Below are 24,233 nucleotides of genomic sequence, written 5' to 3' on the forward strand. Positions count from 1 at the left end.
GCCGTCGCACCAGCCGACGGCCCCGGAGACCGGACAGGCAGCGCCGTGTCCGTACGCCGACGACCTCCCGTGCGTGTCGGAATTACGCCAGAGCCACGATCATGCCGACCAGCCCGACGACGACCAGCACGACAACAGCCATGATCAACAGGAGGGAGAGGGGCGCCCACGCCTTGGACGCCGCTGGCTCGTGCTGGGAGATTCCCTCCGTGGTGCTCCCCTCTGCCGGCGGCGTCGGGGTGGGAGTCACTTTTCGACTCCCGGGGGCAGTGCTCTGCTCTGACCAGATGTGGGGATGTGAGGTTGTCATGACGTACTCCGGTCGATCCGACACACAGGAGCGGTGGCCGGCCGTCCACCGCGTCGCGTCGAACGGCGTGCCGCCCGTATCGCAGAGCCCGCAAGCCGCGCCGTAGAGGTCCACCCCTCCTTGGAGTCCGGTGGCAGAAACGGCATGGGAAAGAACCCTGCGGACTAAGGGTTCCCTGCGCAGGTTGCCGCAATCGGCGAGACTCGGACAATTTGGACCAAAGGCCTACAGGGCGCCGTCGGTGCTCGGTGGGCGGCAACGTCAAGAGGCGGCCTGCGACCACCCGCGCAACCACATCGGGTCCGGGGCGAGACAGCCGCAGCGGGTCCGGAGCGACTCGCGACCGGGGAGCCCGGCCGGACACGCTGTGGCCGACCGGACCCCCGGCAGAGTGCGAGTCGGAGTCCCGGGCCCTTGACCGAGCGGCCGGCTCGTTTTGGGTGAAGCCGTCGGCCCGGGACACCGACACGCCATCCCTGCACTATCCGCCCTTCGCGGCCGCGGCCCCGCACGACACCCCGTACCAGCACCCTCACACCAGCCCGGAGACGGCTTCCGCATCAGGGGTGGGGTGCCATTCGACGAGCAGGATGGTCGCGTCGTCGCGTATCTGGTGTTCGTCGTGGTGGAGGAGATTCTGGATGATGCGGCGCAGTGCCTCGGGGGCGCTGTCGCCCTCGGTCATGGAGCGGATGACGGTGTCCGTGAGGCGCTGCTCGCCGAAGAGGTCGCCGTCAGGTGCGCGGGCTTCGGTGACGCCGTCGGTGTAGAGGAGGATCCGGTCCCCCGGCTGGAGGCGGACGCGATACTCCACGGGCGGGGTGTCGGTGTGGAACCCGAGCCCCAGAGGGAGCTGCGGGACGCCCTCCAGGACATGGGGCAGGACATGACCGTCGCGAATGAGCAGGGGCGGTGGATGGCCGCAGTTGATCCAGGTGAACCAGCCGCTGGTGGTGTCGAGGTGGGCCAGGACGGCGGTCATGAGGCGGCCCGGGATCCACTGGCCGAGAGTGCGGTCGACGGTGGTGGCGGCGTCCCGCAGGGTGCCACCGGTGCGGCGGATGAAGCGGCAGGCTGCGAGAGCGGCCGCGCTGGCCCCGCCTGAGGCCAGATCGTGGCCCATGGCATCCAGCAGCGTCAGATACAGGGTGTCGTCGACGAGATTGTGGTCGAAGGCGTCGCCGCCGATGTCGTAGGCGGGCTCCAGGACGGCGCTGGAGGTGACCTGACCGGTACCGATGGTGCGCGGCGGCAGGAACGCCCACAGAAGTTCCGCCTGGATGGTCATGGCGTTCGAGCGCTCCCGCATGATCACCAGGTCGCTGAAGACCGACTTGGACACGACCAGCAGGGTCGCCAGCCCCGCCAGCGCCTGGCTGTCCTCCAGGAGGCGGGGGGTGAGCGCGGTCGCGGCGACCTTCATGACGCCCACCCGCTCGACTCCGTCGATCATCGGCAGCCATGCCGTGCCACCGTCGCGCGACCGCTGGAGCTGCTGCGTACGGTAGGCGAGGCCGCCCAGGGAGTTGTCGATGTCCAGGGCTTCCTCGCCCGGGGCGGTGTCAGGATGCGGAGGGCGATCAGCTTGATCTGCTGCAGGTCGGGCACGTAAAGCCGTGCACTCGACAGCCCGAGGCGTCGGCCCGCCTCGTCGATCAGCAGCGGAACCTTTCTGGCGGAGGCGCGGTGGGACCGTGCCAGAAGGTCCGCCAGTACGACTTCACCCAGAGTCACAGCCCCTCCCGTACGTCGGTGCGGCGCGTCGCGCGCCCGATCGCGGGCCGCCCGCGGTCCTGACCCTCATCCTGGTCAACATCGCCGTGATCGGCAGCCTGACACGAGGCCCCTGCACGTGCGGGCCCGGCATGGCAGGCACCGCACCTGCACCGCGCACGCCGGTCACTCCCCTGCCGTGCACCCACCTCTCCGGCAGCGGAGATTCGGCAGGCACCCGGCAGACCGCGTGTCGGGAACCCGAGGATGTACGCCGGTACGGACACCCGCGACAGCCGGACGGCCCCTCGCACGCGAGCCGGCCACGACGCCCGCAGAGCGTCCTTACGACTCCGGAGTCGTCCATCCGCGCAGCGTGGCGTGGATCGTCGAGTCGAACGCGGACTCGGCCGTGGCCGTGTCGAGTGCCCCGGCCAGTTCGAGCGTCACGAGTCCGTGCAGGGTGGCCCAGATCGACAGGGCGATGGATGTGGCCCCGCCGGCGAGGACGGACGCCGTCAAGGCGCGGTCGATCGCCGCGAGCAGCGGGCCGATCGGGTCACGGGCACCGACTTCTCCCGACGGGTCGAAGGACTGCACACCGCCGAACAGCACCGCGTACAGGTGGCTGTGACCGCGGCCCCAACGACGGTAGGCGACGGCGAGCGCGCAGAGGTCGGCGAGGGGGTCCTCGGAGGTCTGCACCGCCGACAGGTCCTGGAACAGGCCGGCGACGGCTCTGTCGCGCACCGCGCCGATCAGGTGGTCCTTGCCGCCGAACAGGGAGTACACCGCCGTCGTCGACGTCTCGGCAGCGGCGGCCACGGCACGGACCGTCACCGACTCTCGCGGACGAGTGGCGAGCATCTCGGTCGCGCACTCCACCAGCCGCTCTTTGACGGCCTCGTCGTTCGTTCTCGGCCTACCCACGATCAGCAGCCTACCCTCTCTGATAACGTCGTTTTGAAACAGCGTTCTGAAACTGCTGGAGGTATGCCTTGTCCACACCCGCGATACGCCTCGTCCGCTGCACCGGACGCTTACTGTCGGCACTGGTTGCCGTCGCGACACTGGTCGTCGTCTTTCTCGCGCTGCTCACCCTCACGGACGGAGCGGGCTCGGGGCTGGTCGCGTGGCTGACGACCCTCGGGGCCGGAGCCGTCCTCGCGCTGTGGCGGGGCCGGCACCGCACCTGGCCGGCGCGGCTCGTGCCGTTCCTGCCGGTGATCGTCGCCGCGACGCTGACGGCGGCGGTGTGCGTCCCGACCGTGCCGACAGCCCGGCGGTATCCACCCGCCCTGCCCTTCGTGGTCACACAGCACTGGAGCCTGGCCACAGGCAGCCGGGTGGCGGTGTACCACTACCCGCCCGCGAACCCCGACACCCGGCACCCCATCCCGCTCGTGTACCTCAACGGCGGCCCGGTCCGCGCCATCTCTCTGCTCGACCACCGGTTCCTGCAACTCCTGGCACGCCGGGGCTACGACGTCTACGCCTACGAACAGGCGGGCGGCGGGCGGAGCGACCTGCTCCCCATGAGCCAGTACACGATCTCCAGGTCGGTCCGCGACCTCGCCGCCTTCATCGACCGCCTGCACCAGGGCAAGGTCGACATCCTCGGATTCTCCTCGGGCGGGGTCGTGGTCACCCGAGCCCTGGCCACCCCGCGCGTCGCCGCACGCCTGCACCGGGCGATCATCGCCGAGCCCGGCCCGATGGACGGCCCCACCGCACACATCACCGGGCACAGGGGCCGAGAATCCGCACGCGGCCTCGCGCCGGCCATGACCGGGCCGCGATCGACACACGTCCCCCGGTACGCCGTGGCCTTCGGCCTCATGCGGCTCGGACTCCTCACCCCCGACACGGGACTGATCGGACAGGCAGAGGGCGACAACGCCTTCACCGCCTCCGACCTCGGCAGCGACACCGCATCCGCCTACTGCGCCCGCGACGCGCACCGCATCCCCACCGAGGACACCGCACGGAACTTCTCCTTCAGCCCCGCCGCCGGCCTCCGCATCCAGCAGACGGTCAAGGACTCACCCTCCATCGCCGCGCAACTGAGGCGTTCCCGGACCCCCGCGATGCTGATGACCGCCGAGTGCTCCTCCCAGGTCCGCCAATGGGCGACCGAGGTACTCGCCCATGACCCCGCCATTCAGCGCACGCAGTACATGCCCGGAGTCGGACACCACATGTGGAACGGCCTCGACGACAACGACGACCGGGCCGTCGCCGTCATCACCGCTTTCCTCCAGGGCAAGCCGGCACCTTTGCCGAACTACCCGACCCGCGACGGCATCCCCGCCTTCCTGCGCAACCACGAATGACACCTGCGGCGCAGCAAACTCCTTCTGAACAGCGCACCTTCGGCGGTTCCGCAGAGAGTCCCCCTTCGACGTGGCCGTCGGGGCGATAGTGGGCTTGTTTCGCCAAAGTCGACATAAGGGACCGGGCTGACGCGGCCGGGTACGCCTGCCGGATCCGGTGTGGGACTTCTTCGCGGGCGGAAGCGGTACCGAGTCGATGTTGTCGGAGGGGGGCGCGGCCCTGGACCGCATCCGGCTCAGGCCGCGCTGTCTCGTGGACGTCTCCCGCTGCGACCCGCGCACCGAGCTGCTCGGCGTGGGCCTCGCGGCCCCCTTGGGCATCGCACCCATGGCGTACCACCAACTCGCCCACCCCGACGGCGAGGTGGCGACAGCACGGGCGGCGGGCGAGGCCGGGACCCTGGGCTCGTCGTCTCCAACCACGGAGGCAGGCAGCTGGACTTCTCCCGTGGCGCGCCCGATGTCCTGGCCGAGGTCGTGGACGCGGCCGCGGGGCGGTGCTCGGTCGTCCTCGACGGCGGGGTCCGGCACGGCGCCGACATCGCCAAGGCACTGTGCCTCGGCGCGGACGCGGTGATGGTCGGCCGCCCGGCGCTGTGGGGGCTCGCCCCCTCGGGCGCGGCAGGGGTCGCGGACGTACTGCGTCTGCTCATGGGCAAGTTCGAGGAGGTCATGGCGCTGATGGGGGCACCCACGGTGGCGCACTTCGAGCGGTCGGGGGTGTTCGTCCCCGGGTGTGCCCACGTACCCGGCTAGCGGGTGCGGCGGCCTGGGGCGTACGAGCGTGGGCGAGCGGGTGGGGGCGCCGTACGCGTCAGCCGGTCTGGCCGGTCGGCCGCAGGGTGATGTGGTTGATGTCCACGCCCGCGGGCTGGTTGACGGTGAAGACGATGATGTCGGCGATCTGCTCCGGGGTCATCGAGGGCGCTGCCTCGGGGGTGCCGCCCCGCTTGTCCCAGAACGGCGTGTCCACGACGCCGGGCGCGACGACGGTCACGCCGACGCCGTCCTTGCCGACGAGCAGCCGGGTGTTCTCGGCGAGCGCGTGGGCGGCCCACTTGGTGACGGAGTACAGATTGCCGGGGGTGTTCCGGACCCCCGCGACCGAACCGATGATCACGATCCGTCCCTTGGACGTCCGCAGGTGCGCCAGGGTCTCGCGAACCAGCAACGCCGGGCCGAGAACGTTGGTGAGCACCATGGCACGCATGTTCTCGGGCGTGTGGCTCTCAAGGTTGCCCGGCAGCGAGAAACCGGCGTTGGCGACGACGTTGTCCAGTCGGCCCCAGGTGCTGGTCACCTGGCGCACCGCGGCGGCGACGTCGTGCTCGTCACTGGCGTCACCGGTGATCGTCAGCAGCCGCTCGCCCGCCGAGGCGGAGTCGGCGAAGGCGGCCAGCTTGTCCGCGTCACGTCCGGTGACGGCCACCCGGTGGCCCTGCTTGAGCAGGGCGAGGGCGGTGGCGGCGCCGATTCCGGTCGAGCCACCGGTGATCAGCGTGACGGGTTCCACGGGACGGCCTCCTCGGCGACGGTAACGACTCGGGCGGCGCTCGCGCGGTGAGCGCGGACACCGCCCGTAGCTGTCGACGGCGAGGAAAGCGAAAGAACTTGATTCATAAGGTAGTTGAGCAGGAAACACGTTCACGGCCTCGCCGTCGGCAACGCTAGCACTCGGCCCGGAATCGAGTCACGAAGGCCTTCGAGGGCGATGACCTGGGCACGACCGAGGCCGACCGGTGTATCACTTCCCGCCCCCGCCGGGCGATCGCGCCCATCCCACGGTCGGTCGTTGCTCGATCGCCCTGCGCGGGCAGGCGGGCACGCCTTGCCCCACCCCGTGCGGACGTATTCCCTGCGTCGGGTTGGGCAGCGCCGTCCGTGGGCATTGCGTCATGCCCGTTCCCTCTTGGGAAAGACGTACTCGTCGAGGACCAGGCCTACGGCAGCGGCCGCCGGGATGGCGACAAGGGCGCCGATGATGCCCAGGAGCGCGCCGCCGATCAGCACGGCGAGGATGGTGACAAGCGGGTGGATGTCGACGGCGAACTGCATGGCCCTCGGCACGATGAGATAGTCCTCGGCGACCCGGAAGACGATGTAGAAGACGGCTGTCGCGATCGCTATGGGAAGGGACACGGACAGCGCGACAAGGCTGACGACGATGCCGGCGAGAGTGGAGCCGACGATCGGAATCAGGTCCATCAGGGCGGTGAAGATGCCCAGGGCGGCGGGATACGGGACACCGAGGGCCGCGCACCAGCCGAAGGTCGCCACTCCGGCGATGCCCGAGGTCACGAGGTTGCCGAGCATGAACTTGCCTGTCCGGTTCATGATCTCTTCGGTCACGCCCTCGACACGCTCGCGGCGGCTGGCCGCCACGAAGCGGAAGCAGAACTGCTTGACGGCCGGCAGGGCCGCCATGCAGTAGACGGTCACCGTGATCACGATCGCCCCCGAAGTGAGAGCGCTGAGGACGATATGGCCTGCGCCCAGGACTCCGCCGGCCAGGCCGGTCGCTCCGCTGTCCGAGTCGATCTCGTGCTTGGCCCTCTCGACCAGGTGATAACGGTCCTCCAGGCGCCCGATCGTCGACTGGTGGTCGTGCACCTGTTGCAGCCAGCCCGGTACGGCGTCGACCAGTGCAGAGATCTCTCTCGTCACCGGCGGGATGACCAGAGCCAGGAAACCGCCGAGCACCACGATGAACCCCGTCAGCACGATCGCGACGGCCCAGCCACGCCGCAGACCCCGGCGCGTGAACCATACGACGAGCGGTTCCAGGCTGATCGCGATGAACACGGCCAGCAGCAGCAAGGTCAGCACCGAACTCACCCGCAGGACCGTCTGGACCGCCAACCACGCCAAGCTCGCTCCCAGGCCCAGAGCGAAGCCCGCGGTCACCCACGACCGCCGACGCCGCCCGCGGGAATCCCGGCGCGACGACTGAGGGAACTGGGACCAGAACGCCGGTACACCACCCGCGGAGCCTGTCTCCGGGGGGTGCCCGCCCGTCCCCTCCACGGCGCCGTGTTCCTCACGAGCGGCCCCGGGCCCGGACTGCGCAGACATCGCGACGTCCCTCCTCGGCTGACTCGGACGGGCGTCGGTGTCACCGGGCATCGTCCGAGACGGGTTGGTGACAGTGCTCGCCGAGTACCCAGACACACCGCCGGAACCACCGTCGGCGGCTGAGTGCCCACGCCGCCCGGGCCGGGCCTGCGCTCGGTCGGCCGGGCGGGCGCCTCAGGTGTTCGGCCGCGCCGCGCTGATGCCGCCCAGAGCCGACGTCCCATCACGGGGGCGCCGCAGGACGCGGTTGCCCGCGCTTCGACGGGACGGGCCGCAGGCCGGGCTCCTGCGGACGGGGACTCCTATCGGCCGAGGGCCTTTTCCAGCTCCTCCTTGTTCATCTTCGAACGGCCGTGGACATTGCGCTGCTTGGCCTCGTTGTACAACTGCTCCTTCGTCGGGCCTTCGGAGCCGCTGTGCGAGCGCTGCCCGCCGCGCCGGGAGGAGGACATGTCCTCGATCGAGCTGCGGCTGGCCGTCTCCGACTCTCCGTGCCGGGCCCGTTCCTTGTTCACCGTGCGGGCGGCGATCTCCTCGGCACGCTGCTCGCTCTCACCGCGATCCAGTGCGCTGTCCTTGATGTGCTCGTACTGCCGCTCCCGCTTCGGGCTGGATCCACGGGGCATGGTCATACCTTTCTGTGCCGGACGAACATGGTGGCCGAGGTCTGCACGGCATGCCCGGGGCGAGCCCGTCCGCGCCATGCACGGCTTCTCGGAGATCGTGCACGACCTTGTTCCGGATCACCCGCCGGTCCTCCGAGCCGAAGCTCACGGAGGTGACGGCGCCGGATCCGCACGGACGTGCCGATCTGCAGCGTCCGGGTTCCCCGCTGCCGCCTTTTGACCCGTCCCCCGAATTCGGCCTTCGGCCTGCGAGCGCTGCCCGTCTCCCCCGCATCCGGCAGGACGAGGTGCGGCACCGCCGGCAGTCCGCCGACGGAGCCCACCAGGCGCAAGCGCGCGATCACCGTTCATGCCTGGACCACCGAGCTGCGCCTCACAGGCGCTCTTCCATGCCGACGGCCGCCTTCAGGTCCTCGTGCGCCTGCCCACGCCGGCCTTCCTGCTGCTCCAGCATCGCCCGGGCGATGGCGTCGAGCTTGCGCTGGACGGCGTGCTCGGCCCGCCGCTCGGCGTTCTTCAGCATCGCCAGCAGCAACAGCGTCACCGCCCCCATCGAGTCCCCGACCAACAGCTGCCACTCCGTCGGCAGCCCGGCCACGTGCACCGCGACGAACGCGACCACCAGGCACAGGCAGAGAACCGCGAACAGCGGCGAGCTGGTGAAGTTCGACGCCAGCTCGGCGAGTTCCTCGAACCGCCCACGTCGGCCACCGTCACGCTTGCGCGCCGGATGTTCGAACGTCATGACCTCACACCTCTCCGTCCAGGGCCGCACCGACGGCACACCTCCACTGTCCGGCAGAACCGCTGCCGAGTCCGTAGCCGGCTCTCGGCATGCCGGGCATTTCTGTCCGGAGAATCCGGAAGCACACCTCCACAACCTCGCCGCGCGCCGGGAAGCGGCCGCATGCGTGTCCCGGCCGTACCTGGGTTCGGGCGCAGCTCCTGCTGAGTGAGCGACTCCGACCGGCCTGACCGTCCAACGGCGCCTCCTCCATCCCCCTCCCCTCCCCTCCCCAACAGGCGTGTTTCTGTGCCGTGTTGTTCCGTGCGATGCTCGACCGCATGGAGCTGCCGAAGTCCTGGACGCGCTGGGCTCGGACGGGCGGGGAACGGGCGGGGCGGCACGTCCTCGATCCCGCACTCGACCGGGAGATCGCCGACCTGGTGGGCGAACTCGCGGCGGACGACGTCGAGGCCCGGACCAGGGCGGGTTGGTTCTACTGGGACCGGTACGAGGCAGCGCCTCAGGACGCCGGCGGCGCCGACCTCGAGGCCGCCGCCGCAGTGCTGCGGCCGCTGTTCCATGAGAACCCGCGGCGGCTCCCCGGCCCCGTACGCCGCTTCTTCGAGCAAGTGCCGGCAGCGGCGTCCGACACCCCCGGCACCACACACGACAACGCCATGGCACTCCTGACGATCGCGGAGCGCACACACAGCCGGCTCCTGCTCGACCGTTGCGTACGCATGCTGGAGGAGGCGGCCGAGCGAACCTCCCCCGACGACGCCGATCTGCCGATGCTGCTGTCCAACCTGGGCAAGGCCCTGTACGGCCGGTACGGCGAGCAGGACCTCCTGGGCGACCTCCTGCGCTCCGTCCAACTGGCCCGGCAGGCGCTCGATCTGACCCCTGTGGACGCGCCGCAGCTGTCGGCCAGATGGTCCGTCCTGGGTGTCGCACTGGCCGAGAGCTACCGGCGCAGCGGCGACAATGCCGTCCTGAAGGAGGCCGTCGGCGCGGGACGTACGGCGGTGGACCTGTCGCGTGGCCATCCCCAGCGGGTCACGATCCTGATGAATGCGACCTCGGCCCTGATCGCCTCGTACGAGGCGACCGGACGACCGGGCGAGCTGGACCGGGCGGTGCAGGTGGCGGAGGAGGCGGTGGAGCTCGATTCCGCTGCCGGCCGCGAGGACCCCCGGCGGCTGACCAACCTGGCCCTGGCGCTGCGCCACCGCTTCGAGCTCTCCGACGAGCCGGCGGACATCGACCGGGCGGTCGAACTGGCGCGGCGTGCCGCGGATTTCGGGCAGAGCCCGGACCGGCTCGGCAATCTCGGCAGCATCCTTTCGAGCCGGTACGCGCGCGGCGGGCGGCGGCAGGACCTCGCGGATGCGGTGGAAGCCGGGCGGGCCGCGGTGGCCCTGAGCGACCACGGGCATCCCGGCAGCAGTCTGCGGCTGGCGCAGCTCAGCCTCTCGCTGCGGCAGCTCGCGGAACTCGACGCCTGCACCGGCCTGCTCGACGAGGCCGTGCGCCACGCCGAGCAGGCCGTCGCCGTAGTGCCCGACGGACACCAGGAGCAGCCGTTGCGCCAGGTGGCCCTCGGTACCGCCCTGCAAGCACGGCACGCCCGGCTGGGTGGCCTCGCGGACCTCGAGCGGGCCGTCGTCCTGCTCCGCGACGCCTACGCACGGATGCCGGACACCGCCGTGCACCGGGCCACCTGCGCCACGAATCTCAGTGGGGCCCTGCTGAGGCGGTTCGAGGCCACCGGGCACCCCCTCGACCTCGATGACGCCGTCGCTCTCGGCCGAGCCGCCGTGGACGCCACCCCGGCCGGCAGTCCGGAGCGTTCCGGAAGGCTGTCCAACCTCGGGATCGCGCTCACGGAGCTCTTCGACCAGGCGGGCCGCCGCGAGGACCTGACGGCGGCAGCCACGGCGATCAGGGCCGCGGTGGCCGGGATCGGCGACGACCACCCGGAACGCGCGATCTATCTGGCCAATCTCGCGGGCGCGCTCAGCGGTGTGGCCCGGCGGAGCCGGCGGCGGGCGGACGTCGAGGAGGCGCTCGCCGTCGCGCGTTCCGCGGTCGCCGTAGCAGGTTCGGCCGATTCCACTGCCATGGCCAATCTCGGTGCCGTCCTGCTGACGCGCTACACCTTCACCGCCGGCCCGACCGACCTGGACGATGCCGTCGTCGCCGCGCGCCACGCGGTGCGGGCCGAGCCCGAGAGCTCTCCCTCTCACACGTTGTTCCTGGCCAACCTTGCCGGACTCCTGCTGCACCGCTGGACCGCGGCCCCGACCCCGTCGCGTGCGGCGGATCTCGAGGAGGCGCTCGACGCGGCCCGCCGTTCGCTGGCCGACAGCGACGAGGGCCTCCCCGATCGGACCCGGCGCCTGATCCATGTCGGCATCGCGCTGCACCGCTCGGGCAGGCGGCCCGGGGCGCCGCCGGACGACAACCGGCTCGGCGAGGCCCTCGACGTCCTGCAGCAGGCGGCCATGACGCCGACTGCGACGCCCCGCATCCGTATCCGGGCCGCCGCCGAGTGGGCCGATGCCGCGGTCACCGCGCAGCGGATGGACGTGGCGCACGAGGCGCTGTCCCTCGCGGTGGGACTGCTGGGCCGCCTGACCACGCGCCGCCTGGACCGCGCCGACCAGGAACACGAGCTGGCGGACCTGTACGGGCTGGCGGCGGACGCGGCCGCCTGCGCGTTGCAGGCCGCCGGCCCGGAAGCAGCCCTCGTCCTGCTGGAGCAGGGGCGCGGGGTGCTCCTGCAACAGCTGTTGGACACCCGGGTGGATCTCACGGATCTCCAGGCGCGGGAACCCGAACTGGCTGCGCGTTTCGAGCAGTTGTGCGCCGCGCTGGACGCCGGACCGGATGTGCCGGGGACGGTGGCGCCGACGCTCGGCCCGGACCGGCTGCCGGCCCGTCCCACGGGACGGCAGGCACTGGCGGCGGAACTGGAGGAGCTGATCGAACGGATCCGCACCGTCCCGGAGTTCGCGCGTTTCCTGCTCCCCCCGGACATCTCCCGACTCTCCGCAGCCGCCTCCGGCGGTCCGGTCGTGGTCGTCAACGTCAGCCGATACGGCTCCGACGCTCTGATCCTCACAGGCACGGGCGTCGAGCAGGTGGCGCTGCCGGCGGTCGACGTGGACACGGTGTACGAGCACACCGTGGAGTTCGTCAGAGCGCTGGAGGACATCAGGGACCCCGGCCGGGCCCGTGCCCGAGGTGAGTGCGAGGCGGTCCTCCACGACACGCTGGCCTGGCTGTGGAACACCGTCGCCGAACCCGTCCTCGATCACCTGGCCATCGGGCCGGCAGCATCCCCGCCCCGCCTGTGGTGGTGCCCGACCGGGGTGCTGTCGCTGCTTCCGCTGCACGCGGCAGGCCGCCACCGCGACGCCGGCGCGGCGGCCGCCCGGACAGTGCCGGCCCTGGTCGTCTCGTCGTACACCACGACCGTCAGAGCCCTGCTGCACACCAGGCAGCGGCGTCGGCGCACGGACCGGCCGCGCACCTCCCGCACGGCGCCGCGGGGGCTCGCCGTCGTCATGCCTCGCACTCCCGGCGAGCGGGACCTGCCCGGGGCGGTCGAGGAGGCGGCGCTCTTCAGTCGCGCGCTGGGCGGCCGCGTGACCACACTCGTGGGGCAGCAGGCCGTGCGCAGCGAGGTGCTGGGCGCGGTGCCGCAGCACGCGTGGGCGCACTTCGCCTGCCACGCCTACAGCGATCTGGACGATCCGGCACGGAGCAGGCTGCTGGTGCACGACCATCGCGGGACGCCCCTGACCGTGGCGGACCTGTACCGCATGCGGCTGGTGGACGCCGAACTGGCATTCCTGTCGGCATGTTCGACCGCGCGGGTCGCACCCGGACTCGCTGACGAGGCGGCCCACTTGCTGTCCGGCTTCCAGCTCGCGGGTTACGACCATGTGATCGGCACGCTGTGGCCGGTTCCCGACCGGTCCTCGCTGCGCGTCGCCGACCGTCTCTACCAGGCGCTCGGGGAAGGCGGGTTCGAGGCGGACGGCTGCGCTGCGGCGCTGCACGAAGCCGTGGCACGGTTGGCGCGGGGCTGGCCCGACCATCCGTCGATGTGGGCGGCGTACGTCCATACCGGCCCCTGACGCACGGGCCGCGCCGCCCGTGCGTCACAACGGGCGGCCGGACTCCGGGATCCGTGCGGCTGCCTCAGCTCACGGACGAGATGGCGGACTGGATCACCTTGGTCACGGCCGCGGGGTTCGACACCAGTGTCAGGTGTGAACCGCCTTTGTAGAGCGTCACCTTGGAGCCCGCCCGGTGTGCCATCTCCTGTTCCGAGGCAGGAGTGATGATCTGGTCGCCGCTGCTGATGAAGTACCAGGAGGGGATCGACTTCCACGCCGCGTACTTGGACGGGGTGTTGAAGGCCACCGTCGTCGCGGCACGCTGCGTGGCCCACAGGCCGACCGCCTGGTCACGAGGCAGATTGCTCGCGAACTTGGAGACGAACACGTTCTCCTTCAGGTACAGCGCGGATGCGTTGGGCGGTGCGTTCGGGTACGGCACGGCCTCGTACAGATCGGCCGGCGACCCCTTGGTCAGAACCGACGTCGGGCCGCTGAGCTGCGCCGTGGTCTCGCCGACCGCCGGTGCAGCGGCGTCGACGTAGACGAGCGCCTTCACATTGCCGACTCCCTGGGCGGCATTGGTGATCACCGAACCACCGTAGGAGTGGCCCACGAGAACGATGGGCCCCTTGATGGTCTGAAGGAATTTGTTGACCGTCTGCGCGTCGGTCGTCAGGTCCTGGAGCGGGTTGCCGATGGCACGCACCGAGTAGCCCGCGTGACGCAGCAGGCTCACCTCGCCGGCCCAGCTCGATGTGTCCGCCCATGCCCCGTGCACGAGGACGACCGTGGGTTTCGCCTGTCCGGCGGCCGCTCGATCGACGTGCGCGACACCGCTCGACGGGGCCGCGCCGACCATGGTGGTCGCGGCGATCGAGACCGCCGCCAGAGCCATCGGGAGATCCCGTCGCCGTGGAAAGCGGGCCATCGCAGGCCTCCTTGTTCCAGGATCACCGCAAGGGCGCTCCTGACGGATGAGGACGGCCAGGCAGGGCGGCTCGCGCGGGAAAGCCCGCCGCGGCCACCGACACGTCCCTGGCCACCAATCGACGGTAGCCTCACACCGCCCCGTCAGCATCCGGGAGGCGCACGGCCAGGCACGCAGCGCTGGATCACGTCGCTGCGCCCCATGGCTGTGAGCCGATCACCTGCCTGGCTGCGGCATCCCGGACGTGCACCGCACCGTCGGTGCTGTTCAGCTGCGGGCGAATTCGAGGAGGTCCTTGTTGAAGATCTCGGCGAACTTGGGGACCATCGCGAGCCCGTGCGGGGCGCCGGGGTAGACCTTGTAGATGCAGTCCTTGACGAGCTTGGAGGACTTGTCGCCCGCGGCGATCTTGGGGACGATCTGGTCGTCGTCGCCGTGCACGATCAGGGTGGGCACGTCGATCTTCTTGAGGTCCTCGGTGGTGTCCGTCTCGGAGAACGCCTTGACGCAGTCGTAGGCGCCCTTGATCCCGACGGTCATGCTCCAGAGCCAGAACTCGTCGCGGGTGCCCTGGGTGACGGTCGAGCCGTCGCGGTTGGCGCCGTAGAAGGGCGCGCTCAGCTCCTGGTAGAACTGGGAGCGGTCGTTCGCCACGCCCTCACGGATCTGGTCGAAGACCTCGATCGGCAGGCCCTCGGGGTTGGCGTCCGTCTTGAGCATCAGCGGGGGGATCGCGCCGACCAGGACGGCCTTGGCGACGCGACCGGTGCCGTGCCGTCCCATGTAGCGGGTGACCTCGCCGCCGCCGGTCGAGTGACCGACCAGGATGACGTCGTGGAGGTCCTCGGCCTCGATGACCGCGGCCAGGTCGTCGGCGTAGGTGTCGAGGTCGTTGCCGCCCCAGGGCTGGTCGGAGCGGCCGCCGCCGCGCCGGTCGTGGGCGATGGCGCGGAACCCGTTGTCGGCCATCAGCTTCATCTGCGCGTCCCAGGCGTCGGCCGTGAGCGGCCAGCCGTGGGAGAACACGACGGGCTGCCCCGACCCCCAGTCCTTGTAGAAGATCCGGGTGCCGTCCTTGGCGGTGGCGAAGGGCATGACTGTGTTCCTTTCGAAACTGGTCCAGAGCTCCACGGGTCTCGCGGGTTCATCGCCCGAGACGGATTGCTCAGCGCCGCGAGACGGCTTCGGACCTGCGGACAGGAAGTCGACGGAACGGTCAGCGACGAAGGGTGACCGGGTGAACACGTTGTCGCCCACACTCTAGTCGCGGGGGCACCTCTTCAGCGCGTCGAGGAATGCCGGCCGACAAGCGAAGCGATCGGAACGGTCCCTGGAGGTCGCGGCCGCCGGGGACGGCCGCGGATGTTCCCGCCGGGCCCACGGCATGAGGCAATTTGCCGGGTCTGAGCGCCGATCGTAGGGTCGGAGAGTCGGAGAATCGACCCGGTCACGCTTCACGAAGGGCTCGCTTTGGCCACTGTCAGTGACGCCTTCTACGGAATTCTCCGCCACCACGGGGTGAAGGCGGTGTTCGGGAATCCGGGGTCGAACGAACTCTCCTTCCTCACCGGGCTTCCGGACGACATCCCTTACTACTTGGTGCTGCAGGAAGGCGCCGCGATCGCCATCGCCGACGGCTTCGCCCAGGCGTCGGACAGCATCGGATTCCTCAACCTGCACGCCGCCTCCGGTACGGGCAACGCCATGGGCTGCCTGACCAACACGGCGGACTGCCATACGCCGTTGGTCGTCATGGCCGGCCAGCAGGCACGGCGTTACGTCCCGGTCGGCGCCATGCTGACCAACGTCGACCCGGTCAAGCTCGCCGAGCCGCTGGTGAAGTGGTCGGGAGAGCCGCTGCGTCCGCAGGACGGGCCCGCCCTGGTGTCCAAGGGCCTGATGCTCGCCGGCTCCGCACCCCGCGGGGTGGTCTACCTCTCCGTCCCGCTGGACGACTGGACGGAGCCCGCCGAGGAGAGCGCGCTGACGATGCTGCTCGAACGCAGCGTGGACGGCGCCCCGGTGGTCCCGCCCAAGGCACTCGACGCCCTGGTCCAGGCCCTGGACCGCGCATCAGCGCCCGCCCTGGTGCTCGGGCCGGGCGCGGACACCGATGAGGGGTTCCAGGCCGCGATCACGCTGGCCGAACGCGCCCGCCTGCCCGTCTGGATCGCGCCGAGCCCGCCCCGCTCGCCCTTCCCGACACGGCACCGCTGTTACCAGGGCCAACTCCCGTCCGCCGCGGGCGCCGTCGCGGACGTACTGGCACCGTACGACGTGGTGATCTGCATCGGGGCGCCCGTGTTCCGTTACCACGCGCCGAGCACGGACGACTTCCTGCGCCCGGGTGTCAGCGTGTACGCGGTCACCGACGACCCGGACGAGGCGGCACGCGCGCCCTTCGGGCACATCTCGGTCGGCGACCCGACCGACGCCCTGGCGCGGATCGCCGCGGCGGCGGCCCCGAGCAGCCGCCCCTGGCCCGCGGAGCGCACGATCGCCCGGGCAGACACCAGCGGACCGCACTTCACCACCGAGGCCATCCTCGACGCGGTCGAGGCGGGCAAGACCGACGACACCGTCATCGCCCTGGAGTGGACATCGTCGGACCTGGTACGCGACCGGCTGACCATCACCCGCGCCAAGTCGCTGTTCTACTGCGCCGCGGGCGGTCTCGGCTGGGGCCTGCCGGCTGCGATCGGACTGCGGCTGGGCAACCCGGACCGTCCCGTCGTCGCGCTGATCGGGGACGGCGCGATGCAGTACACGCCCGCTGCCCTGTGGACCGCGGCACGCCATCACGTGGCCGTGACGTTCGTCGTGTGCGTCAACACCAAGTACCGTGCGCTTCAGGAGTTCTCGGAGATCCTGCACGTCCCCGAGGGCGACTACCTCGACATCTCCGGCCTCAACGTGCTGGACATCGCCCGCGGTTACGGCGTGGAGACGCACCGGGCCGAATCCCTGGACGACCTCACCGAGTACATCCGCAAGGGCGCATCGGCCACCAGCCCCCGCCTGGTGGAGATCCGCCAGCGCTGACGGACACCAGACCCGGCCCCACGCGCAGCCCGCCCCCTCCTCGCATCGGAGTCAGCATGGCCACCACGCCCCCACTGCCCCCCTTCACCCATGAGAGTGCCGTGGAGAAGGTTCGCGGCGCCGAGAACGGCTGGAACTCCCGCGACCCGCAGAGGGTGTCGCTCGTCTACACGCCGGACAGCGTGTGGCGCAACCGTGCCGAGTTCCTCCAGGGCCGCGAGGAGATCGTCGCGTTCCTCACCCGCAAGTGGCAGCGCGAGCTGGACTATCGCCTGATCAAGGAGCTGTGGGCGTTCGAGGGCAACCGCATCGCCGTACGGTTCGCCTACGAGTGCCACGACGACTCCGGGAACTGGTACAGGTCCTACGGGAACGAGAACTGGGAGTTCGACGAGGACGGCCTGATGCGGCGACGCATCGCCAGCATCAACGACCTGCGCATCGACGAGTCCGAACGCAAGTTCCACTGGCCACTGGGCCCACGCCCCGACGACCACCCGGGCCTGTCCGACCTCGGCCTCTGAGCATTCCGTCACGCCGACACCGTCCGCCGACTTCCGGCGGGCCCCTACGATGGACCGGGTGGTCCATTCCCAGGAGGTGCGGGGCGTGCGTGGTGAGCTGACGGCCAAGGGGAAGGCGACGCGGGGCCGGATCGTCGAGGGGGCGGCGGCGGTCCTGCGGGAGAAGGGCGTCGCGTCGGCCACCCTGGACGACATCATGGTGCGCACCCGCAGCAGCAAGAGCCAGCTCTTCCACTATTTCCCGGCGGGCAAGGACGAACTCCTCGTCGCGGTGGCCCGGTTCGAGGCGGACCAGGTCCTGGAGGACCAGCAGCCCTACCTGGGCCGCCTCGATTCGTGGCAGGCCTGGAGCGAGTGGCGGGACGTGGTCGTCAAGCGCTACGAGGACCAGGGCGACCAGTGTCCGCTCGGGTCGCTGTTCCTCCAGATCGGCCGCTCGACCCCCGGGACGCGGGCGATCGTGGTCGAGCTGATGCGACGCTGGCAGGAGAGCCTCGCCGCGGGCATCAGAGCGCTCCAGACGGCCGGCAGCCTGCCCGCCGACCTCGATGTCGACCGGCGGGCCGCGTCACTGCTGGCCGCGATCCAGGGAGGCGTGTCGATCCTGTTGTCGACAGGGTCGTCCACCCACCTGCGCGCCGCTCTCGATCAGGGGATCGACGACCTGAAGCAGGCAGCCCGCACCACACCGTGACCTGCACGCCCTGCGCCTCCCGGAGTTCTTCGCGCGACTGCCGCGCCGGGAGGCGCACCGGGGGTCAGGCGGCGACGACCGCGACCGTGGTGCGGCCGCCGTCGACGTCGAGCACGATGCCGTGCACGAAGGCGGACTCGTCGGACGCCAGGTACACGGCGGCGTTCGCGATCTCCTCGGGGCTGCCCATCCGATGGGCCGGGGTGCCCTTCATCATGACCTCGGCGGGGTGCTCCACTCCGGGGGCCGCCGTCAGCACCACCCCCGGGGAGATGGCGTTGACGCGGACGCCCTGAGGCCCGAACTCCGCGGCCCATGCCCGGGTCAGCGTCTCCATGGCTCCCTTCGTGGAGCTGTAGAGCGCTCCGACCGGGATGCCGAGACGCGCGATCCAGGAACCCAGGTTGATGATCGACCCGCGGCCGGCCTCCACCATGGCGGGGGCGACGGCCGCCGTCAGGAAGAACGGGGCCTTGACGTTCACCGCGTAGACCTGGTCGAAGGTCTTCTCGTCGGTCGTCGTCGTGGAGTCGGCGGGATAGATGCCGGCGTTGTTCACCAGGATGTCGATCCGGCCCCCGAGGACGCCGGTCGCCGCCTCGGCCAGAGCCTGCGAGGCCGCGGAGCCGCCGTCCAGGTCGGCCTGCACGAAGTCGGCCCGTCCGCCGCGCGCCCGAATCCCGTCGACGACCTCCCTGCCCCGTTCGGCGCTCCGGCCGGAGACGGCCACGTGCGCCCCCTGGGCGGCGAAGGCTTCGGCGATCGCCCGCCCGATGTTGCTGGTCGCTCCGGTCACCAGGGCGGTCCTGCCCTCAAGACGCATTGACATGATCCACTCCGTTGCATTCGTTCTTCACCGTGGACCCGGGCGGCCGGAAGGCGGCAGCACCTCCGGCCGGACGGGACCCTGACACACAGGGCATGTGCGTCAACGTACGAGCGAAAAAATGGACCGGCAAGTCCAGAACATGGGGCGGGCCGGCCCGGGGATCTCAGGCGCCGGTCGTTCCGCCAGGCTCCTGGTCCCGCGCGGCCTCGGCGAACACCTGCGAGGCGACCTGATACCCCTCGAAGGCGCGCGCGGCTCCCGCGTACGCGGCGATCTGGATGAACACCTCGGCGATCTCCTCGGGCGTGGCGCCGCTGTTCAGCGCGATGCGGAGCTGTCCGCGCAGGGGTTCCAGGGTGCCGAGGACAGCGGCGATCGTGACCGAGACCAGGGCGCGCGTGCGGGTGTCGAGCACCTCGCTCCGGGGCCAGGCGGCGCCGAAGGTCTGCACGGTGGCGAGCCGCTTGAAGTCCGCGCCGTTGGCGGGCTCACCGGCAGCGGGTTCGAGGAACGCCTCCAGCGGAATGCCGAGCAGTCGTTGCGCGTGGCCGAGCGCCTCGGCGTAGCGGTCTTCTTCCTGGGCGGCGGTGGCCATGGCTGCTTCCTTCCAAGGGGACATCGGTCGTCGACGGGGACCGGTCGTTCACTGATGAGCGACGGAGCGCCCATCCCCCCGTCCGGGTCCCGCGACAGGAGAACAACTCGAATGTAGCTGTTATTTCAAAAAGTGCCACACCAGTGTGGCACTTACATGATGTACCGCATCTCTCATGTGGCTCTCAATGAAACAAGTGCCACAGTCGGATAGGATTCCGCTCTCATGAGAGCCGATGCCGCCCGCAACCTGAGCACCCTCCTGCGTACCGGGGCCCATCTCCTCGCGGAGGACCCGAGTACGTCCATGGCGGCCATCGCCGCGGCAGCAGGGGTGGACCGGACCACCGTCCATCGCCGCTTCGCGAGCCGAGAGGCACTGCTGCGCGCGGTCTTCCACGCCAAGCTCGACGCGTCCGAACGCGTCCTGGACGAGGCCCGCCTCACCGAAGCCCCGGTTCCCGTGGCCCTGCACCGGTACCTGGAGGGGATCATTCCCGTCAGCCGGGAGTGGCCGGTCGACACGCGGCGGATGATGCAGCAGGACCCCGAGGCGCGCGAGCGCCGCGACGCGCTGAGCGAGCGGCTGAACACGTTCCTGCGGCGCGCCGCCGCCGAGGGCCATCTGCGCGCCGACGTCGACGCGGACTGGACCCGCGCGGCCCTCGGCCGGCTCGTCGACACCGTCGCCCACGACTTCCCCTCCATGGACGCCCCGCGGGCGGCGGACCTGGTCGCGGACACCTTCCTGCACGGGCTCGGCGCTCGATGACGTGAACGGCGTCAAAGACGCGTCATGAACCGGTCCTTCGATGTCAGGCGTACGCCAACAGGGCAGTCCGCCGGCCTCTCCCGGCGCTTCGATGAAACCCGAATGTCCGGGACGGCGTGGACCGAGGAGTGAAGGACGATGGGCGACAGCGGGCGGCGGCGCGTGGTGGTCGGGGTGAGCGGTTCGCTCGGGAGCCTGACAGCCCTGCACCGGGCGGTGGGCGAGGCCCGCCGGACCGGTGGGGAGTTGCTGGCCGTGCTGGCCTGGGAACCGCCGGGCGGCGAGGTCGCACACGGGCGGTCCATGTTTTCGCCCCCGCTGGCCGACCTGCGGCGGGATGCGGCCGAACGACTGCTCGCCGCTCTCGGCACGGCCTTCGGCGAGACGGGACCCGCCGTACCGTTCCAGGGCCTGGTCGTACGGGGCACGCCAGGGCGTGCGCTGGTCGAGACCGCCGACCGGGCCGACGACCTCTTGGTGATAGGCGCGGGGTCCCGGGGCGCGATGCGCGTCCTGTTCCCGTCGGCCGCCCGATACTGCCTCGCCCACGCCACCTGCCCGGTGCTGGCGGTACCGCCCTCCCCCCTGCAGAGCGAACTCGTCTCCCTGCGCCGCCGCATCAGCCTGCGACTGTCGCTCGATGCCCGGGAAGCGGCGGACGACAGATCCTGACCGGCCGGGGCGCGTCGGCGACCGGGGGCGCCGACCAGGTGTCCCCCGCAGCCGCGCCGACCGGTGTCCCCGCAGCCGTGAGCAGCGCCTTCCCCGCAGCGTCAGCAGCGCGTTATAGGTACCGGCCCGCGCGTCAAGCATCCGTCAGCGAGGGGGCCCGGCCCTGGTGGGGCGGGCATAGCTTCGTCGCAGCGCCCGGCCGATCCGGCCGGGCGGCGCACGTCGCCTTCTTCGAGGAGCAGCACCATGTCTGCAGTCGAGTATGCCGAGGACCCCGAACCTTCCGAACGGTTCCCGACCGGACCTCTCTTCGTCCCTGTCCGGTCGGGGCCAGCGGGCTGTACGGCCCGGTTCTTCCGCACTCCCCTGGGCGGCCGTACCGCCGTCGGCTTCACCTCGGCGGCGAAGCTCATCGCCACACTGGGCGCCGAGCAGGCCTCCATCAGGCTCTCCGAACCCGCGCTGCGCGCGCTCGCCGCGCCCCTGGGCGTCACGGTCCTCGCCGTCGACCCGCAGTTCTCCGCCCCCGCGGCCGGCCGCACCACGGCCACCGTCCGTGAGCGGCAGAACTCCTGGCGCCGCCGGCATCCCGAGAGCGCCGGCGCCCTGCGGGTGACCGACACCTCCGTCGCCGCGTCCCCGAACCCCCGCTGAACGGTGCCTCGCCGAGGCCGCCGACCGCCTCGGCACCCCCGTGTACGTCCTCGACGAGCAGGAGGGGCCCGCCTTGTACGGAGTGCGCTACGCACCCCGGCTGATCGGCCGTACCTCCAGCGCCGCGCCCGCCTCGTCACGGTCGTTGGCCGGCACTGCGAGGCCGGTGACGTCCTCGCGGACGAGGTGGCGCTCCCCGGGCTCTAGTCCTCCGCCTCCCTGCGCCTCCCTGCGGCTCCCGCCGTTTCCAGGCCTCCGTCGGGGCGCCCGCCCCGGCGGAGGCCGCCCGGCGCGCACACCCGAAAGCTCACGCACATCCCCACTCCAGCCACTCATTCAAGAGGACGAGGTCTCGATGACCGTCGAAAACAGCATCGGCCTGATCGTGGCCGTCGCCCTGCTCGCCTACCTGATCGTCGCCCTGATCAAGCCGGAGAAGTTCTGATGACCGCCCCCGTCCGGACCCTGCCCGCGCCCGTGCCGGACTCCCCTCCCCCCGTGACCCGGCGGCCGCCGCGCCGGGTCGGCGCCGGGATGCTCGACCCGGCGCAGCTGTGGCGCGCGCTCCCGCAGGCGTTCACGAAACTGAATCCGGTGACCCTGTTCCGTAACCCGGTCATGTTCGTGACCGAGGTCGGTGCCGCGCTGACCACGGGCATCGCGGTGTGCCACCCCAGCCTCTTCGGCTGGCTGATCACCGGTTGGCTGTGGCTCACCGTGGTCTTCGCCAACCTCGCCGAGGCCGTGGCGGAGAGCCGCGGCAAGGCGCAGGCCGACTCACTGCGCAGAACACGGCAGCAGACCACCGCGTGGCGGCTCGCCCAGTGGGCGCCCGGCGTCGCGGACGACGCGTACGTCGACGAACCCGTCGCCGCCGGCGAGCTCCGGCGTGGCGACATCGTGTCCGTGACGGCCGGGGAACTCATCCCCGGTGACGGCGACGTCATCGAAGGCGCCGCGAGTGTGGACGAGTCGGCGATCACCGGTGAGTCGGCGCCGGTCATCCGCGAGTCGGGCGGCGACCGCAGCGCGGTCACCGGTGGCACCCGGGTGCTCTCCGACCGGCTCATCGTGCGCATCACGCAGGAGCCCGGGGAGAGCTTCCTGGACCGGATGATCGCCCTGGTGGAGGGGGCCAACCGGCAGAAGACCCCCAACGAGCTGGCCCTCAACCTGCTTCTGGTCATGCTGACCTTCGTCTTCCTGGTCGCGGTCGTCACCCTCCAGCCGATGGCGGTCTTCTCCAAGGACGTGATGGCCGCCGCGCACGACACCGCGGCGCTCGACGCGAACGGCGTGACGGCCATCGTGCTGGTCTCGCTCCTGGTCTGCCTGATCCCGACGACGATCGGCGCGCTGCTCTCGGCGATCGGCATCGCGGGCATGGACCGGCTGGTGCAGAGGAACGTTCTTGCCATGTCCGGACGGGCCGTCGAGGCCGCCGGCGACGTCAACACCCTGCTGCTCGACAAGACGGGCACGATCACCTTCGGCAACCGGAGGGCGAGCGCGTTCCTGCCGGTCGGGGCCGTCTCGGTGGATCGGCTGGCCCGGGCGGCGCTGCTGTCGAGTCTGGCCGACGAAACACCTGAGGGCCGTTCCGTCGTCGAATTCGCCTACGACAAGCACGAGTTGACCGAGCGGGTCGCCGACGGCGCCGAGTGGGTGCCGTTCACCGCCGCCACCCGCATGTCCGGCGTCGACCTGCCCCGCGGTCAGCGACTGCGCAAGGGCGCTGCGGCATCCGTGGCGGCCTGGGTGTACGAGCAGGGCGGCAAGGTCGCGCCCGCACTGGAGGCGATCGTCCGGCAGGTCTCCGCGTCCGGCGGTACGCCGCTGGTCGTGGCGGAGTCCACTAGCGACGGCGGAGCCGAGGTCCTCGGCGTCATCCACCTCAAGGACGTGGTCAAGCCCGGCCTGCGCGAGCGCTTCGACGAGCTGCGCCGGATGGGCATCCGCACCGTGATGGTCACCGGCGACAACCCGGTGACCGCCGGGGCGATCGCCCAGGAGGCCGGTGTCGACGACTTCCTGGCCGAGGCCACCCCCGAGGACAAGCTGGAGCTGATCAAGCGGGAGCAGGCCGGCGGTCACCTCATCGCGATGACCGGCGACGGGACGAACGACGCCCCGGCCCTCGCCCAGGCGGACGTCGGCGTCGCGATGAACACGGGTACGTCGGCCGCCAAGGAGGCCGGCAACATGGTCGACCTCGACTCCGACCCGACGAAGATCATCGAAATCGTCGAGATCGGCAAACAACTCCTCATCACCCGCGGGGCGTTGACGACCTTCTCGATCGCCAACGACATCGCCAAGTACTTCGCGATCCTGCCCGCCGTGTTCGCCGCCGTGTATCCGGGGCTCGACCGCCTCAACGTCATGGACCTGCACTCGCCGCTGTCCGCGATCCTCTCCGCCGTCGTCTTCAACGCGGTGGTCATCGTGGCACTGATCCCGCTCGCCCTGCGCGGTGTGCGCTACCGGCCGTCCTCCGCCTCCGCCCTGCTGACCCGCAACCTGTGGATCTACGGGCTCGGCGGCGTCGTCGCGCCCTTCCTCGCCATCAAGTTCATCGACTTCGCACTCGTGCAGTTCATCCCGGGAATCTGA

Annotated in this window: 22 protein-coding genes and 2 pseudogenes; 13 read left to right on the forward strand and 11 right to left on the reverse strand. The window is 70.9% G+C overall.

The genetic code is table 11. The annotated features are described in order from the left end of the window. Positions 1–82 precede the first annotated feature (82 nt). The 3 genes from ABT085_RS08995 to ABT085_RS09005 all read right to left on the reverse strand — a co-directional run bounded on the left by ABT085_RS08995 (position 83) and on the right by ABT085_RS09005 (position 2,953). Complete coding sequence (locus tag ABT085_RS08995) at positions 83–250, reverse strand: DUF6480 family protein (RefSeq protein WP_351603775.1); 168 nt, start codon at positions 248–250, stop codon at positions 83–85. A gap of 592 nt (positions 251–842) precedes the next feature. After that, positions 843–1,763, reverse strand: coding sequence for a PP2C family protein-serine/threonine phosphatase (locus ABT085_RS09000; RefSeq protein ID WP_351603777.1), 921 nt, complete (start codon positions 1,761–1,763; stop codon positions 843–845). A gap of 605 nt (positions 1,764–2,368) precedes the next feature. Beyond that, positions 2,369–2,953 carry a TetR/AcrR family transcriptional regulator gene (locus ABT085_RS09005; protein WP_351603779.1) on the reverse strand — a complete coding sequence of 195 codons (585 nt, stop codon included), beginning with the start codon at positions 2,951–2,953 and terminating at the stop codon, positions 2,369–2,371. 68 nt (positions 2,954–3,021) lie between these two features. Between ABT085_RS09005 and ABT085_RS09010 the strand changes: the two genes are divergently transcribed. The 3 genes and pseudogenes from ABT085_RS09010 to ABT085_RS09020 all read left to right on the forward strand — a co-directional run bounded on the left by ABT085_RS09010 (position 3,022) and on the right by ABT085_RS09020 (position 5,112). Further along, positions 3,022–4,356 carry an alpha/beta hydrolase gene (locus tag ABT085_RS09010; RefSeq protein ID WP_351603781.1) on the forward strand — a complete coding sequence of 445 codons (1,335 nt, stop codon included), beginning with the start codon at positions 3,022–3,024 and terminating at the stop codon, positions 4,354–4,356. 196 nt (positions 4,357–4,552) lie between these two features. Further along, a pseudogene (locus tag ABT085_RS46675) lies at positions 4,553–4,698 on the forward strand (alpha-hydroxy-acid oxidizing protein); the annotation flags it as partial. A gap of 93 nt (positions 4,699–4,791) precedes the next feature. Next, positions 4,792–5,112: an alpha-hydroxy-acid oxidizing protein gene (locus ABT085_RS09020; RefSeq protein WP_351603843.1), complete on the forward strand. Its 321-nt coding sequence runs from the start codon at positions 4,792–4,794 to the stop codon at positions 5,110–5,112. Between the two features lie 58 nt (positions 5,113–5,170). Here the strand turns inward: ABT085_RS09020 and ABT085_RS09025 are convergent, their stop codons facing one another. The 4 genes from ABT085_RS09025 to ABT085_RS09040 form a co-directional block, all read right to left on the reverse strand. Continuing rightward, positions 5,171–5,869 (reverse strand): SDR family oxidoreductase, encoded by a 699-nt coding sequence (locus ABT085_RS09025; protein WP_351603783.1) that lies wholly within the window; start codon positions 5,867–5,869, stop codon positions 5,171–5,173. 380 nt (positions 5,870–6,249) lie between these two features. Next, a complete protein-coding gene (locus ABT085_RS09030) occupies positions 6,250–7,224 on the reverse strand; it encodes an AI-2E family transporter (RefSeq protein ID WP_351603785.1) in 975 nt (324 codons plus the stop codon). A gap of 506 nt (positions 7,225–7,730) precedes the next feature. Next, entirely contained in the window at positions 7,731–8,054 is a 324-nt protein-coding gene (locus ABT085_RS09035) for a plasmid stabilization protein (protein WP_351603787.1), read from the reverse strand. 373 nt (positions 8,055–8,427) lie between these two features. Continuing rightward, complete coding sequence (locus tag ABT085_RS09040; RefSeq protein ID WP_351603789.1) at positions 8,428–8,799, reverse strand: low affinity iron permease family protein; 372 nt, start codon at positions 8,797–8,799, stop codon at positions 8,428–8,430. Between the two features lie 320 nt (positions 8,800–9,119). On the opposite strand from ABT085_RS09040, the gene ABT085_RS09045 reads away from it, so the two are divergent. After that, positions 9,120–12,926, forward strand: a complete 3,807-nt coding sequence (locus tag ABT085_RS09045; RefSeq protein ID WP_351603790.1) for a CHAT domain-containing tetratricopeptide repeat protein — start codon at positions 9,120–9,122, stop codon at positions 12,924–12,926. A gap of 64 nt (positions 12,927–12,990) precedes the next feature. On the opposite strand, the gene ABT085_RS09050 is transcribed toward ABT085_RS09045, so the two are convergent. Continuing rightward, complete coding sequence (locus ABT085_RS09050) at positions 12,991–13,839, reverse strand: alpha/beta hydrolase (RefSeq protein ID WP_351603792.1); 849 nt, start codon at positions 13,837–13,839, stop codon at positions 12,991–12,993. Positions 13,840–14,106: 267 nt separating this feature from the next. Beyond that, positions 14,107–14,934, reverse strand: a complete 828-nt coding sequence (locus tag ABT085_RS09055; protein WP_351603794.1) for an alpha/beta fold hydrolase — start codon at positions 14,932–14,934, stop codon at positions 14,107–14,109. Positions 14,935–15,309: 375 nt separating this feature from the next. Here ABT085_RS09055 and mdlC point away from each other — a divergent pair, with 375 nt between their 5' ends. From mdlC to ABT085_RS09070, 3 genes are all read left to right on the forward strand, one after another. Then, positions 15,310–16,881, forward strand: a complete 1,572-nt coding sequence (gene mdlC, locus ABT085_RS09060) for a benzoylformate decarboxylase (protein ID WP_351603796.1) — start codon at positions 15,310–15,312, stop codon at positions 16,879–16,881. A gap of 56 nt (positions 16,882–16,937) precedes the next feature. After that, on the forward strand, positions 16,938–17,405 hold the full coding sequence (locus ABT085_RS09065) for a nuclear transport factor 2 family protein (RefSeq protein ID WP_351603798.1): 468 nt from the start codon (positions 16,938–16,940) through the stop codon (positions 17,403–17,405). An 85-nt stretch (positions 17,406–17,490) separates the two neighbouring features. Next, the gene (locus tag ABT085_RS09070) at positions 17,491–18,099 is read left to right on the forward strand and encodes a TetR/AcrR family transcriptional regulator (RefSeq protein WP_351603845.1); all 609 of its coding nucleotides are present in this window, start codon (positions 17,491–17,493) and stop codon (positions 18,097–18,099) included. Between the two features lie 64 nt (positions 18,100–18,163). Here the strand turns inward: ABT085_RS09070 and ABT085_RS09075 are convergent, their stop codons facing one another. Continuing rightward, entirely contained in the window at positions 18,164–18,928 is a 765-nt protein-coding gene (locus ABT085_RS09075) for an SDR family NAD(P)-dependent oxidoreductase (RefSeq protein WP_351603800.1), read from the reverse strand. Positions 18,929–19,091: 163 nt separating this feature from the next. Continuing rightward, a complete protein-coding gene (locus tag ABT085_RS09080) occupies positions 19,092–19,523 on the reverse strand; it encodes a carboxymuconolactone decarboxylase family protein (protein ID WP_351603802.1) in 432 nt (143 codons plus the stop codon). Between the two features lie 225 nt (positions 19,524–19,748). Between ABT085_RS09080 and ABT085_RS09085 the strand changes: the two genes are divergently transcribed. The 6 genes and pseudogenes from ABT085_RS09085 to kdpB all read left to right on the forward strand — a co-directional run bounded on the left by ABT085_RS09085 (position 19,749) and on the right by kdpB (position 24,233). Beyond that, the gene (locus tag ABT085_RS09085) at positions 19,749–20,294 is read left to right on the forward strand and encodes a TetR/AcrR family transcriptional regulator (RefSeq protein ID WP_351603804.1); all 546 of its coding nucleotides are present in this window, start codon (positions 19,749–19,751) and stop codon (positions 20,292–20,294) included. A gap of 138 nt (positions 20,295–20,432) precedes the next feature. After that, positions 20,433–20,966, forward strand: coding sequence for a universal stress protein (locus tag ABT085_RS09090; RefSeq protein WP_351603806.1), 534 nt, complete (start codon positions 20,433–20,435; stop codon positions 20,964–20,966). A 246-nt stretch (positions 20,967–21,212) separates the two neighbouring features. Beyond that, positions 21,213–21,620, forward strand: coding sequence for an SAV_915 family protein (locus ABT085_RS09095; protein WP_351603808.1), 408 nt, complete (start codon positions 21,213–21,215; stop codon positions 21,618–21,620). 64 nt (positions 21,621–21,684) lie between these two features. Then, a pseudogene (locus ABT085_RS09100) lies at positions 21,685–21,821 on the forward strand (diaminopimelate decarboxylase); the annotation flags it as partial. Positions 21,822–21,975: 154 nt separating this feature from the next. Further along, positions 21,976–22,065 carry a K(+)-transporting ATPase subunit F gene (gene kdpF / locus ABT085_RS09105; protein ID WP_351603810.1) on the forward strand — a complete coding sequence of 30 codons (90 nt, stop codon included), beginning with the start codon at positions 21,976–21,978 and terminating at the stop codon, positions 22,063–22,065. Further along, complete coding sequence (kdpB, locus tag ABT085_RS09110; RefSeq protein ID WP_502982700.1) at positions 22,065–24,233, forward strand: potassium-transporting ATPase subunit KdpB; 2,169 nt, start codon at positions 22,065–22,067, stop codon at positions 24,231–24,233. Before kdpF ends, kdpB begins: the two co-directional genes overlap by 1 nt.

The sequence above is a fragment of the Streptomyces sp. NPDC002265 genome (genome assembly GCF_040296125.1).
Taxonomy (GTDB): Bacteria; Actinomycetota; Actinomycetes; order Streptomycetales; family Streptomycetaceae; genus Streptomyces.

Excerpts from the sequence above, each read along its gene's own strand:
- ABT085_RS09040 (WP_351603789.1), bottom strand. The coding sequence starts at position 8,799 with ATGACGTTCGAACATCCGGCGCGCAAGCGTGACGGTGGCCGACGTGGG.
- ABT085_RS09055 (WP_351603794.1), bottom strand. The coding sequence starts at position 14,934 with ATGCCCTTCGCCACCGCCAAGGACGGCACCCGGATCTTCTACAAGGAC.
- ABT085_RS09065 (WP_351603798.1), top strand. The coding sequence starts at position 16,938 with ATGGCCACCACGCCCCCACTGCCCCCCTTCACCCATGAGAGTGCCGTG.
- kdpF (WP_351603810.1), top strand. The coding sequence starts at position 21,976 with ATGACCGTCGAAAACAGCATCGGCCTGATCGTGGCCGTCGCCCTGCTC.
- ABT085_RS09035 (WP_351603787.1), bottom strand. The coding sequence starts at position 8,054 with ATGCCCCGTGGATCCAGCCCGAAGCGGGAGCGGCAGTACGAGCACATC.
- kdpB (WP_502982700.1), top strand. The coding sequence starts at position 22,065 with ATGACCGCCCCCGTCCGGACCCTGCCCGCGCCCGTGCCGGACTCCCCT.
- ABT085_RS09085 (WP_351603804.1), top strand. The coding sequence starts at position 19,749 with ATGAGAGCCGATGCCGCCCGCAACCTGAGCACCCTCCTGCGTACCGGG.
- ABT085_RS09045 (WP_351603790.1), top strand. The coding sequence starts at position 9,120 with ATGGAGCTGCCGAAGTCCTGGACGCGCTGGGCTCGGACGGGCGGGGAA.
- ABT085_RS09000 (WP_351603777.1), bottom strand. The coding sequence starts at position 1,763 with ATGATCGACGGAGTCGAGCGGGTGGGCGTCATGAAGGTCGCCGCGACC.
- ABT085_RS09050 (WP_351603792.1), bottom strand. The coding sequence starts at position 13,839 with ATGGCCCGCTTTCCACGGCGACGGGATCTCCCGATGGCTCTGGCGGCG.
- ABT085_RS09080 (WP_351603802.1), bottom strand. The coding sequence starts at position 19,523 with ATGGCCACCGCCGCCCAGGAAGAAGACCGCTACGCCGAGGCGCTCGGC.
- ABT085_RS09075 (WP_351603800.1), bottom strand. The coding sequence starts at position 18,928 with ATGTCAATGCGTCTTGAGGGCAGGACCGCCCTGGTGACCGGAGCGACC.
- ABT085_RS09095 (WP_351603808.1), top strand. The coding sequence starts at position 21,213 with ATGTCTGCAGTCGAGTATGCCGAGGACCCCGAACCTTCCGAACGGTTC.
- ABT085_RS09090 (WP_351603806.1), top strand. The coding sequence starts at position 20,433 with ATGGGCGACAGCGGGCGGCGGCGCGTGGTGGTCGGGGTGAGCGGTTCG.